Below are 12,368 nucleotides of genomic sequence, written 5' to 3'. Positions count from 1 at the left end.
TCGGATAAAGTTAATTGGTAATAATCTAAGGATTATGATTTATTATGAACGGGTTATAGCGATAAAATTATTAAAGATGGAATGGATATATGAATGACTCAGATGGTTATGTTTATATTTTAAAGAATGATGCCTATCAGGATAATCTTTTTAAGATAGGGTTTACAAAGAACATGCCTGAGCATCGGGCTAAGCAATTGTTTAATGGGGTGACCGGTGTTCCACTACCATTCGATGTGGTTATGGCATGTAAAGTAGGAAATTATCGGGAAGCAGAAAAGAATATTCATCTTCGCTTAAAACCTTATAGAGTAAACCATAGAAGAGAGTTTTTTGAACTACCAATAGAAATTTGCAGTAAGGTAGTTCTAGATGAATGTAATAAGATAAATGCACGACTTAATTTCAATTGTATTAATCCTATAATATTGGTGGAAAAGAAAGAGATCGCTATTGAAATTGAAAAGTATCATGAGTCTAACTTTTTGATATCTATGAAAGATATACTTATGCAAGAAAAATATAATTCTAAATTAAATAGCGAGCAAAAAGATAGAATCGAAATATTGATGCTTGTATTAGCTGAGGTGTTCCCTAACGATCTTGTGGGTTGGTATGATGGATTTATGAAAGACCATGATCCGGAAAGAGAAATACAAATTTGGGAATCGTTAGTTAAGGCTTTTTGTAAAGCCAGGCGTTATTATGAATTCAATGCATATAAACAAGAAGTTTTTAATAGCCTGCTTCTACGGACCATTAATGATAAATCGTTTGTCATGAAAGCTATGGCTTCATCGGAGGTTCCTCATGACTTACTTTCACGAATACTTGACTGTTACGATTTAAAGCCAACACCACTTGTCGTTATTACAGCGAATGGGATTAAAATGGATGCCCGATTACATATCCATAAATAATTATGTCTCGGATATAAATAGAAACGTCCCCGCCTTTCTGATGTATTTGCTAAAATTAAAGTTGCATGAGAACTGTGTACAGGAGGTCAAATGGGACTGCCTGACAATGCTTATCAAAGAGTGGAAGCGACGCGCTGGCGACATGTTTGGGTGGTCGGGGATATCCACGGTTGCTTCTCATTATTGATGGCGAAATTGCGCCAGTGTCATTTTGATCCATGGCAGGACCTGCTGGTTTCAGTGGGGGATGTTATCGACCGCGGACCAGACAGTCTGCGTTGCCTGAAACTACTGCGTAAACGCTGGATTATCGCGGTCAGAGGGAATCATGAACAGATGGGGCTGGACGCGCTGGCAACCGGGGAGCAATTCCTGTGGTTTATGAATGGCGGTTCGTGGTTTGCGCAGGCGGAGCAGCCAGCGGCGAAAGCCGCTCTTGAAACGTGTCGGCAATTACCCTGGATTCTGGAGCTGCGTTGCCAGAACGGCATACACGTTATTGCTCACGCAGATTACCCTGATGATAATTATCAGTGGCAAAAAGAGGTCGATTTACAGCGGGTACTATGGGATCGCACAAGGCTGATGAATAAAGGCAACGGCATTCGCGGCGCGGATCACTTTTGGTTTGGCCATACGCCTCTGCGTCAGCGGCTGGATCACGAGAATCTGCACTATATTGATACTGGTGCGGTGTTTGGTGGCGAGTTGACGCTGGTGCAACTGCAATAATCAAAAATCGCTGTATTCCTGGGCCGGACGCCAGAAGCTGTCGATGTAGTCATCCGCGGGTAAACATCCGCCGTTACGAATACGCTGATCGTCCATCGATATCAGGCACTGCTGCTCAGTTTTGTAGACATCAACAACGATATCTTCACAACCGCCACCCAGGTAGCACACAAAAAGAACCAGCGTGAACATTCCATCCTCAAATGGTAAAGCCATAGCTGTAGTGTAGAAGATGTTGATAGATGAGGGAAATTAACCAAGAAATAACCCGTCTGGCGACGGGTTCTTTTTGAATCAGGCAAGGCGCATGATCCAGGCATCTGACTTACGATCGTAGTGCTCGCGAAATAGAACTGAATGTTCTCCGTTAAGAAGGGCCGGGACGCTGGTGTCGGCATCCCAGGCATCAAGTTGCATGCATAAATCCGGATCGGATTTACATGGAATGGTTAACGTTCGGTCCCCTGGCGATTCGCCATGTAACTCGGCGTCGTCGATTTCAAAAGCGCCAATGCGCACACTGGTTTTCATCATCGTGCTCTCCGTTTATTTGCTGGTTGTGGTACGACCAGTTAGGCCGTCCATTTTTCAGCGTAGTCAACGTTAGCAAAAGCGCCAGTAAAAACGTGCGTTATCCTGTAAAGAGTTTGCCATCCCGGACAAGATCGCGCGGGTAGCTATTCTTTAATCGCGATCCAATACGTTTCGCCAGGCCAATCGGCTGATGCTGGAACGTAACCAGCACATCGTCGGTGGTCGGTGCGGTCTGCGGGTAGACATCCCGTCCGCGGTACCACTCTTCGGCTTCGGCAAGGGTCAGTTCGAACGCATGGCTGTGATTTGTGCTGGCGAGAGCAATGATGGCTTCATGTTGCCAGCGGTACCCTTTATTGTGCGTTTCAGCGAGTTTGATGCCGAGTCGGGAAAAGCGGACTTTGCCGATCAGGGTTTCAATCTCGGTTGGGAACAGCCAAATCTCTTTATCACGCTGCCACAGGCGCAGAGTGTCTTCCCACTGCAATCCACAGGCGTTAGCGGCCTGAGTGACAAGCGCGGATTCACGTCCTTTAAGCGGGCTGAACGGGAAGTTACCGACTTTGTATTTTGGCGTCGGTAGTGCAGGGATCGCGGCGGTTTTGCGCAGACGTGCGACGAAAAAACCTTCACAATCGTAGATCTGCGGGAACACATGCAGGAATCCTTCCGGGGTCAGGGCGCGTTCAGCCTGCGGGAATAAATCGCCCAGTGGTAAAAACTCGACGGCGTCCGGGTAGGTCTCAATCAACCACTGCATAATGTCTTCATTTTCGTCACGGTTCAGCGTGCAGGTCGAGTAAACCAACGTGCCGCCGGTACGCAAGGCATGAAAGGCGCTGTCGAGAAGTTCGCGCTGGGTTGCGGCAATTTCCAGATTACTTTCTGGCGACCAGTTTTTTAGCGCATCGGGATCTTTACGCACCACGCCTTCACCGGAACACGGCGCGTCCAGCAAAATGGCATCGAAGGCTTCTGGCAACGCTGCGCCAAATACCCGCCCGTCAAAATGGGTTAGCGCGACATTGGCTATCCCGCATCGGCTGATATTGGCATGCAGGACTTTGACGCGACTGGCGGAAAACTCATTCGCCAGAATCGCGCCCTGATTTTTCATTTTTGCGGCAATTTGCGTGGTTTTGGAGCCGGGGGCTGCCGCGACATCCATCACGCGATCCGGGGTGTTACCATCGGCAAACAGCGCGGCGACCGGCAGCATTGAGCTGGCTTCCTGAATATAAAACAGGCCGCTTAAATGTTCCGCGGTACTGCCGAGCGGTACTGACTTTTCATCATCGCGTTCGATCCAGAAACCTTCAGCGCACCAGGGTATCGGAGTGAGCGACCAGTTGTAAGGTGCTGTCAGAGTGAGGAAGTCGGCAACGGAGATTTTCAGCGTATTGACGCGGATGCTGCGACGAAGCGGACGCTGGCAGGCAGCGAGAAAATCATCAAATGAGAGCGTGGAAGGCATTGCTTCACGCATTTGGTTTAGAAAGGCGTCGGGAAAATAAGCCACTTGGTACCACCGGCAAAAAAACAGGTGCGCAGTGTAGCATAAGTGCTCCGGCGCGAGTATGTACGCCGGAGCAAGGGGAGAGATTAACGTGGCAGGGCGGTTCCCCATTCACGCCACTCTTTTGGTTCGCTTTCGAGCAGCAGGAAGTGTTTACCTGCCTGCGCTTTCGGGGCCAGCGGCGTACCCGGTGGCGTAGCGAAGGCGATTCCACCGCGAATGAACTGATTGAAGGTACCGGTCTTCACGACGCCGCCGGTCAAACCAAAGTCGAGATTGTATCCGGATGCCAGCCAGAACACGGAGTTGTTCCGCACCAGATGCTGATAACGCTGGCTAATGCGCATCGCCACCATCACGCGGTCAGAAAGCGAGCCCAGCGTCAGCCCGGTGACGGTCCCCACTTCAATGCCTCTGAACAGGACTGGCGTACCGATATTCAGCGAACCTGCTTCCGGCGCTTCTACCACAATACTCAGACCATCGAGGTAACGAGAGTCGGTAATGGTGGCTTCCTGCAGTTCAAAATCACGGCGCGGGTTACCGCGTCCTGGTTCAACGTTAATATACGGCTGTAAGATCGTATCCAGATGCTCGACGCCTGCCGCTGAGATTTGCGGTGTGATCACGGAGAAGCGGGTACCGCTACGGGCAAAAGTCTGCACGTATTCCGGATACAGAACCGCTTTTGCCTGAACTTCGTTACGGGCGGTGATGAGCTCAAGCGTCTGGATCTGGCCGATATCGATCCCCAGGTAGCGAATTGGCATGCCCGCCGCGAGTTTACCGGCATCGAACGCGTGTAGGGTTATCTGGCCGCCCACCGCACGTGCAGCGGTTTCGGAAGCATACAGAATACGCTTGTCGCCTTTGCGTTGGCTGGCGCTGGCGCCGCTGAGGTTATCGAAGCTAATCGCCCCTTTGAGCGCTCGTGACAGAGGAGATGCCTGTACGGTCAATCCGCTACCGTTAAGCTGAACCTTTGCCCCGCCTTCGGCCCAGAATACGCTGTTGCTGGTCAGCAGGTTGCGATATTCCGGTTTGATATGTAGATCGATATCAAACGCATCGGCGCGTGGGCGAACGCTAATCACTTCACCGACCTCGAATTTGCGGTATAACACCACCGAACCGGCCTGCACATCAGGCAGCGTTTCGGCGCTCAGGCTGAGCGTGGTAGTTGGCAGATCGCTCAGGCTGTTTTCAATCGCTTTTTCCAGGTTGGCATACAGCGGGTAGCTTTTTTTCATTTCACCCTTGGTACCGGGCAAAATACGAATGCCGCCGCTGAGCCATTCGCTGGCGCTGGCGCCAAGAAATTCCACGCCATCAAGCCCGACCTTGACGTCAACGCGGCTGTTGACCACAAACTTACTGTCACCTTGCACCAGAGCGCGATGCTGTGGTTCGATGGCAACGGTAAATGAAACACCTTTGCCAGAGAGCGTGCGATCAATCACCTGACCGACCTGTACGCCGTGGAGAATCAGCGGCTGACCGGCATCAATACCGTAACTCTCCGGCGCGGTCAGCGTAAGCGTCATGACGCCCGGATCGTGTAACAACGACTTCTCTGCAGGAATAACCGCAAACTGGTTACGCGGCTCGCCCTCGCCAGGTACCAGCTCGAAAGTTTTGCCCGTCAGTAGCGAACTGATATTGGCATCGTTTAACGATAATTTAGGGCTGTGTAATTCAATCCGCGTATTGTCGCGCAGCAGCGTTACTACGCTGGGATCGACCGTCATTTCGCCGGTCACTTTACCGCCTGGATTTAAATCCAGTTTGGTCAGTTGCCCGACTTCTAATCCTTGATACATCAGCGACGTTGAGCCGGCCTTGAGTCCATCGCCGCTGGGTAAATCAAGCTTGACGATCACTCCCCGCTGGCTGTGCGCGAGATCCTGATACAAACCAAACGTGTCATCGGCCACCGCGGGTTTAGAGTCTTCGGGCGAATCAAAAGCAATGGCGCCATTGACCAGCGCCGCCAGACTCTCCAGCTTGATCTTCGCTCCGCTGAGGCTGACATCCGCATTCACACCGGACACGTTCCAGAAACGGCTGCCTTTTTTCACCAGGTTGGTAAAGCGACGTTCGATCAGCACGTCGATGGTTACGCCCTGATGATTTGGGTTGATGGTGTAGTCATATACCCGGCCCACCGGAATCTTGCGGAAATAAACCAGCGAACCGCTATTGAGCGACCCGAGGTCAGGGGCGCGCAGGTGCAGCATCAAATCGCCATTATCCAGACGATATTTTGGCTGCGTATCGAGGGCGACGAAATGATCTTCCGGCTCGCCGGTTCCGGGCATCATGCCGATATAGTTGCCGCCAACCAACGCATCCAGGCCAGAAACCCCCGCCAGCGACGCTTTCGGCGTGACCAACCAGAACTGGGTATCTTTGCGCAGAGCATCTTTCATGGTCGATTTGATGCTGACGCGCACTTCAATTTTGCGTAGATCTTCGCTGAGGTTGATATCCTGCACTGTGCCCACTTCAACGCCCTGATAACGAACGGGAGTACGGCCCGGCACAATGCCGTCAGCAGACATAAAGTCAATGGTTACGGTATTGCCGCGATCTTCATAGCTTCCCCAGATAAGCCATCCTGCAATCATCAGCGCGATGAAAGGCAGCAGCCAGAACGGAGAGATACGGCGTTTAGTTTTAATCTGCGCTTCAGTCTGCGAAGCGGGCGTTTCCTGACTCATGTGCATCCCAAAGTAAGCGGCTGTCCAGCCATTCCACAGCAAGAATAGTCAATATTACCGCTGCGCCGAAATAAAACGCAGCTGGCCCCATAGTAAAAGCAAGTATCTGATCGCGATTAATCAGCGACATGGTTAAAGCGATAACAAAGAGATCCAGCATCGACCAGCGACCAATCCAGGTCACCATACGTAGCAGTTTGATGCGGGTACGCAATCCTTGCTCACATCTAAAATGGATGCTGATGAGCAACGTAAACATCACAATCACTTTGGTGAATGGCACCAGAATACTGGCGATAAAAACAATCGCCGCCACGCCAACGTTGCTGTTCGCCAGGGACATTATGCCTGACAGGATCGTGTCTTCCTGGCGGCCGCCATTGACATAAATTACCGAGATGGGCAGCAGATTAGCAGGCAAAAGCAGGACGATCGAGGCCAGCAGAGCAGCCCAACACTTTTGGATACTTTGATTCCTGCGCCAGCGCAACGGGATATGACAGCGAGGGCAGCGACCTCGGGCGTCCGGATAACCTGTAAAGTGGCAACCGAGGCAGACGCGAAGTTTTTCATCGGGCCGACGGGCTGGTCTTTGCGGATAGAAACGGTCCCAAAGCTGCTCAACGTTAAGGTGCGACAGCGTCAAAACACTGAGGATCACCAGCGCAATAAAAGCAAACAGACCTACACCGGGTTGCAAAAAAGCATAGTCCTGAACTTTGATTGATGCGACGCCAATGCCCACCAGATAGATATCAAGCATCACCCACTCTTTGAGCCTTTCCAGCATCAGCAGCACTGGGCGCAGGTTCATCCCAAGAATATTGCCAAACCACAGATAAGCGATTGAGGTCACGAGAATGATGGGCGCACCGGCAACGCAAAAGAGTACGAAGGATGCGGTGAGTGGGTCGCCTTGTCGGGTCATTTGCCAGATGCCTTGCAGCACATTGGCGTCAATGCGCACACCTAATAAATAGATGTGCAGGAGCGGTTCTCCCCAGGCAAAGGGCATCAGCAGCAGCATGGTGAAAGCCATAGCCGCCAGTCGTGTTAATGACCAGTCGCGTCCGTCACGAATTTTTGCCTGACAGCGTGGGCAAAATGCACTTTGGTGCGAACGCATTTTAGGCAAGCTAAAGATCAGGTCACATTCAGGGCAACGATGGTAATGCGCACGAGGGAGTGCATCACCAATGGACCTGATGGCTATTTTTTTAGTCGGCGTGATGCGTGGTGTCGTTAAGGCCATGTATCGCGAATCAAATTGTTGAAGTAATGTTATCTTAACTCATGACGGGAATGATCTTGAGCATTAACGCATTTAATGTTTATTTTAGTAGGCTGCAGCTTTAAGTAAGACAACTAAGTGATTACATAATGAACAAAACAGAGCTATACACGGATCTGAACCGTGACTTTCAGGCATTAATGGCAGGTGAAACCAGTTTTCTGGCAACGCTGGCAAATACCAGCGCGTTGTTGTACGAACGTCTTGCAGAAGTAAACTGGGCCGGTTTTTATCTGCTCGAAAACGATACGCTGGTGCTGGGACCTTTCCAGGGAAAAATCGCCTGCGTGCGGATCCCGGTAGGGCGCGGGGTGTGTGGGACCGCAGTAGCGCAGAACCAGGTTCAGCGCATTGAGGACGTTCATGCTTTTGACGGACACATCGCATGTGATGCCGCCAGCAACGCTGAAATCGTCCTGCCAATCACCGTCGAAAATCAGATAATCGGCGTGCTGGATATCGATAGCACCGCGTTTGGCCGCTTTACTGACGAGGATGAACAGGGGCTGCGAACGCTGGTGGCACAGCTTGAAACCGTGCTTGCAACGACGGATTACAAAAAATTCTTTGCGCGCGTCGCAGGATAATCAACGGATAACGTAGCAATTACTGATGACGTCATTATAATGTCGCCTGTTCATGCCTGCGCTTGTTGGCTACGTCCGTTGTAATCAGGAAATTTCATGGAAAATCAACCTAAGTTGAATAGCAGTAAAGAAGTCATCGCGTTTCTGGCCGAACGCTTCCCGCAGTGTTTTAGTGCGGAAGGCGAAGCGCGCCCACTGAAAATTGGCATTTTTCAGGATCTGGTAGAGCGTGTTGAGGGCGAAATGAACCTCAGCAAGACGCAGCTCCGCTCTGCCTTACGTCTCTATACTTCAAGCTGGCGCTATCTGTATGGCGTTAAATTGGGCGCAACGCGTGTTGATCTCGACGGCAACCCTTGTGGTGAGCTGGATGAGCAGCACGTTGAACATGCTCGCAAACAGCTGGAAGAAGCTAAAGCCCGCGTTCAGGCGCAACGTGCAGAGCAACAGGCGAAAAAACGCGAAGCAGCCGCTGCTGCCGGTGAAAAAGAAGACGCACCGCGTCGCGAGCGTAAGCCGCGTCCTGCACCGCGTCGTAAAGAAGGCGCTGAGCGTAAACCTCGCGCTGAGAAACCAGCAGCAAAAGCACCGCGTGCTCCTCGTGAAGAACAGCATACCCCGGTATCTGATATTTCAGTACTGACGGTAGGGCAGTCTCTGAAGGTGAAAGCAGGTAATAATGCGATGGATGCCACCGTATTAGAAATCACCAAAGATGGCGTCCGTGTACAGCTGAATTCGGGTATGTCTTTGATTGTACGCGCAGAACACCTGGTGTTCTGAAACGGAGGCCAGGCCTGGCATGAACACTTTTTTTAGGCTTACTGCGTTAGCTGGTCTGCTTGCATTAGCAGGCCAGGCACTTGCTGTGGAAGATATCACGCGTGCCGATCAAATCCCCGTTTTAAAGGAAGAAACCCAGCATGCGACGGTAAGTGAACGTGTGACATCGCGTTTTACGCGTTCGCACTATCGCCAGTTCGATTTGGATCAGGCGTTTTCGGCAAAAATTTTTGACCGCTATTTGAATCTGCTCGACTACAGCCACAACGTGCTGTTGGCGAGCGATATCGAACAGTATGCAAAAAAGAAAACGGTCCTTGGCGATGAACTGCGTACCGGCAAGCTGGATGTCTTTTACGATCTCTATAATCTGGCGCAAAAACGCCGATTTGAACGTTATCAGTACGCGTTAAGCGTACTGGCACGTCCAATGGATTTCACCGGTACCGACACCTTTAACCTCGACCGGAGCAAAGCGCCATGGCCGAAGAGCGAAGCAGAGCTTAACGCGCTGTGGGACGGCAAGGTTAAATTTGACGAACTCAGCCTGAAGCTGACCGGCAAAACCGATGCGGAAATTCGTGAAACGCTGACGCGTCGCTACAAGTTTGCGATTCGCCGTCTGGCGCAGACCAACAGCGAAGATGTGTTCTCTCTGGCGATGACGGCTTTCGCCCGTGAGATCGACCCGCATACTAACTATCTCTCTCCACGCAATACCGAACAGTTCAATACTGAAATGAGCCTGTCTCTGGAAGGTATTGGCGCGGTTTTGCAAATGGATGATGACTACACCGTCATTAACTCCATGGTGGCGGGCGGCCCGGCAGCCAAGAGCAAAGCAATAAGCGTTGGCGACCGTATTGTCGGCGTGGGTCAGACCGGTAAGGGAATGGTCGACGTGATTGGCTGGCGTCTGGATGACGTTGTTGCGCTGATCAAAGGACCCAAAGGCAGCAAAGTTCGCCTTGAAATCCTGCCTGCCGGTAAAGGAACCAAGACGCGTACCGTCACGTTAACGCGTGAACGTATTCGTCTCGAAGACCGCGCCGTGAAAATGTCCGTGAAAACCGTTGGCAAAGAAAAAGTCGGCGTACTGGATATCCCTGGCTTCTATGTTGGTCTGACGGATGATGTCAAAGTTCAGTTGCAGAAGCTGGAAAAACAGAACGTCAGCAGCGTCATTATCGATCTGCGCACTAACGGTGGCGGCGCGCTGACCGAAGCCGTTTCGCTCTCTGGTCTGTTCATTCCTTCCGGCCCGGTGGTTCAGGTTCGTGACAATAACGGTAAAGTGCGTGAAGACAGCGATACCGACGGCGTTGTGTACTACAAAGGCCCGCTGGTAGTGTTAGTCGATCGCTTCAGTGCTTCGGCATCAGAGATTTTTGCTGCGGCAATGCAGGATTATGGTCGTGCGCTGATCGTTGGTGAACCGACTTTCGGGAAAGGCACTGTACAGCAGTATCGCTCTCTGAACCGTATTTATGATCAGATGCTGCGTCCGGAATGGCCGGCGCTGGGTTCTGTTCAGTATACGATCCAGAAATTCTACCGTGTAAACGGTGGCAGTACACAGCGTAAGGGCGTTACGCCGGACATCATCATGCCGACAGGTAATGAAGAAACGGAAACCGGTGAGAAGTTTGAAGATAACGCGCTGCCGTGGGATAGCATTGATGCTGCGACCTACACCAAATCAGAGAATCTGACGCCGTTCGGACCTGAATTGTTAAAAGAGCACAATGCACGTATTGCCAACGATCCTGAGTTCCAGTACATCATGAAGGATATTGCGCGTTTCAATGCGATGAAGGATAAACGCAACATCGCTTCTCTCAATTACGCTCAGCGTGAGAAAGAGAATAACGAAGATGACGCAATGCGTCTGGCGCGTATCAACGATCGGTTTAAGCGAGAAGGTAAGCCGCCGCTGAAAAAACTGGACGATTTACCGAAGGATTACCAGGAACCAGATCCCTACCTGGATGAAACGGTAAAAATTGCTCTTGACCTGGCGCATCTTGAAAAAGAAAAGCCAGCGGAACAGCCCGCAACCAGTAAATAACCTCCAACAGGCACAAGAAATTGTGCCTGTTTTTTTAACAAACGCATGAAGACGTCAGTGTGATACGATAAAATGTAAAGTTGTGTCTTTCTGGTGACTTAGCACCTATGGATGCTTGAAAATAGCCATAAGACCCATACGATATGGGTAATCGCATAGTGCGTTTTGTTAAATTGAGGTTAAAAGAAAATTATGATGCGAATCGCGCTCTTCCTGCTGACGAACCTGGCTGTGATGGTCGTTTTCGGGCTGGTATTGAGCCTGACAGGGATTCAGTCAAGCAGCGTTCAAGGCTTGTTGATCATGGCACTGCTGTTTGGTTTTGGTGGTTCCTTCATTTCGCTGCTGATGTCCAAATGGATGGCGTTAAAATCCGTTGGTGGGGAAGTGATCGAACAGCCTCGCAATGAAAGAGAACGCTGGCTGATGAATACGGTAGCGAATCAGGCTCGCCAGGCTGGGATCGCTATGCCGCAGGTTGCAATCTACCATGCGCCAGATATTAACGCGTTTGCTACCGGTGCGCGCCGGGATGCTTCGCTGGTGGCTGTGAGTACAGGCCTGTTGCAAAACATGAGCCCGGACGAAGCTGAAGCCGTTATCGCGCATGAAATCAGCCACATTGCTAATGGCGATATGGTTACCATGACGCTCATTCAGGGTGTGGTGAACACCTTCGTTATCTTTATCTCACGTATTCTGGCGCAAATTGCCGCTGGCTTTATGGGCGGAAACCGCGATGAGGGTGAGGGCAGTAACGGCAATCCATTGATCTACTTTGCAGTGGCGACGGTGCTGGAACTGGTGTTTGGTATTCTGGCGAGCATTATTACCATGTGGTTCTCACGTCATCGTGAATTCCATGCGGATGCCGGTTCAGCAAAACTGGTGGGGCGTGAGAAAATGATCGCCGCGCTGCAGCGTCTGAAAACCAGCTATGAGCCGCAGGAAGCGACCAGCATGATGGCGTTCTGCATCAACGGTAAATCCAAGTCGTTGAGTGAGCTGTTTATGACTCACCCGCCGTTGGATAAACGTATTGAAGCGCTGCGCAGCGGAGAGTATTTGAAGTAAGTTAATGACTGTCACGGGGCACTCGTTGCTCCGTGACTCATAAAACATAATGGCTATTTAAAGCTATCGATTAAAGCCTCGCCCAGACTATTCTGTCCCAGTTCAGCTTTACCTCTCATTCCGTCATTTTTCTCTGCCGGGGA

11 protein-coding genes are annotated in these 12,368 nt (G+C 50.9%); 6 read left to right on the top strand and 5 right to left on the bottom strand.

Features of this window, described 5'->3' with window-relative positions; translation table 11 throughout:
* The first annotated feature begins 89 nt into the window (after positions 1–89).
* Together OGV93_RS20730 and pphA are read left to right on the top strand one after the other, a co-directional pair.
* Entirely contained in the window at positions 90–920 is an 831-nt protein-coding gene (locus OGV93_RS20730) for a GIY-YIG nuclease family protein (protein ID WP_287110102.1), read from the top strand.
* A 90-nt stretch (positions 921–1,010) separates the two neighbouring features.
* Complete coding sequence (gene pphA, locus OGV93_RS20725; RefSeq protein ID WP_142417900.1) at positions 1,011–1,652, top strand: protein-serine/threonine phosphatase; 642 nt, start codon at positions 1,011–1,013, stop codon at positions 1,650–1,652.
* Here the strand turns inward: pphA and OGV93_RS20720 are convergent, their stop codons facing one another.
* The 5 genes from OGV93_RS20720 to yebS all read right to left on the bottom strand — a co-directional run bounded on the left by OGV93_RS20720 (position 1,653) and on the right by yebS (position 7,674).
* Positions 1,653–1,844 (bottom strand): YdfD/YebW family protein, encoded by a 192-nt coding sequence (locus OGV93_RS20720; RefSeq protein WP_016152779.1) that lies wholly within the window; start codon positions 1,842–1,844, stop codon positions 1,653–1,655. It abuts the gene before it with no gap.
* A gap of 102 nt (positions 1,845–1,946) precedes the next feature.
* Positions 1,947–2,183, bottom strand: a complete 237-nt coding sequence (locus OGV93_RS20715) for a YebV family protein (protein ID WP_029139506.1) — start codon at positions 2,181–2,183, stop codon at positions 1,947–1,949.
* Between the two features lie 100 nt (positions 2,184–2,283).
* Positions 2,284–3,705: a 16S rRNA (cytosine(1407)-C(5))-methyltransferase RsmF gene (rsmF, locus tag OGV93_RS20710; RefSeq protein ID WP_268063661.1), complete on the bottom strand. Its 1,422-nt coding sequence runs from the start codon at positions 3,703–3,705 to the stop codon at positions 2,284–2,286.
* A gap of 83 nt (positions 3,706–3,788) precedes the next feature.
* A complete protein-coding gene (locus tag OGV93_RS20705; protein ID WP_019076590.1) occupies positions 3,789–6,422 on the bottom strand; it encodes a PqiB family protein in 2,634 nt (877 codons plus the stop codon).
* On the bottom strand, positions 6,391–7,674 hold the full coding sequence (gene yebS / locus OGV93_RS20700) for a membrane integrity lipid transport subunit YebS (protein WP_016152782.1): 1,284 nt from the start codon (positions 7,672–7,674) through the stop codon (positions 6,391–6,393). Before yebS ends, OGV93_RS20705 begins: the two co-directional genes overlap by 32 nt.
* A 128-nt stretch (positions 7,675–7,802) precedes the next feature.
* On the opposite strand from yebS, the gene msrC reads away from it, so the two are divergent.
* The 4 genes from msrC to htpX all read left to right on the top strand — a co-directional run bounded on the left by msrC (position 7,803) and on the right by htpX (position 12,225).
* Positions 7,803–8,300: a free L-methionine (R)-S-oxide reductase MsrC gene (gene msrC, locus OGV93_RS20695; RefSeq protein ID WP_016152783.1), complete on the top strand. Its 498-nt coding sequence runs from the start codon at positions 7,803–7,805 to the stop codon at positions 8,298–8,300.
* Positions 8,301–8,396: 96 nt separating this feature from the next.
* Positions 8,397–9,083: an RNA chaperone ProQ gene (gene proQ / locus OGV93_RS20690; protein WP_003833781.1), complete on the top strand. Its 687-nt coding sequence runs from the start codon at positions 8,397–8,399 to the stop codon at positions 9,081–9,083.
* Positions 9,084–9,102: 19 nt separating this feature from the next.
* Complete coding sequence (gene prc, locus OGV93_RS20685) at positions 9,103–11,151, top strand: carboxy terminal-processing peptidase (RefSeq protein ID WP_046276431.1); 2,049 nt, start codon at positions 9,103–9,105, stop codon at positions 11,149–11,151.
* 192 nt (positions 11,152–11,343) lie between these two features.
* On the top strand, positions 11,344–12,225 hold the full coding sequence (gene htpX / locus OGV93_RS20680; RefSeq protein ID WP_003034964.1) for a protease HtpX: 882 nt from the start codon (positions 11,344–11,346) through the stop codon (positions 12,223–12,225).
* Positions 12,226–12,368 lie beyond the last annotated feature (143 nt).

The organism is Citrobacter sp. Cb031 (genome assembly GCF_030336725.1).
GTDB classification, from domain to species: Bacteria; Pseudomonadota; Gammaproteobacteria; order Enterobacterales; family Enterobacteriaceae; genus Citrobacter; species Citrobacter braakii.
Note: the sequence above shows the minus strand (reverse complement) of the source record. Positions and strands in the feature narration are given on the sequence as shown.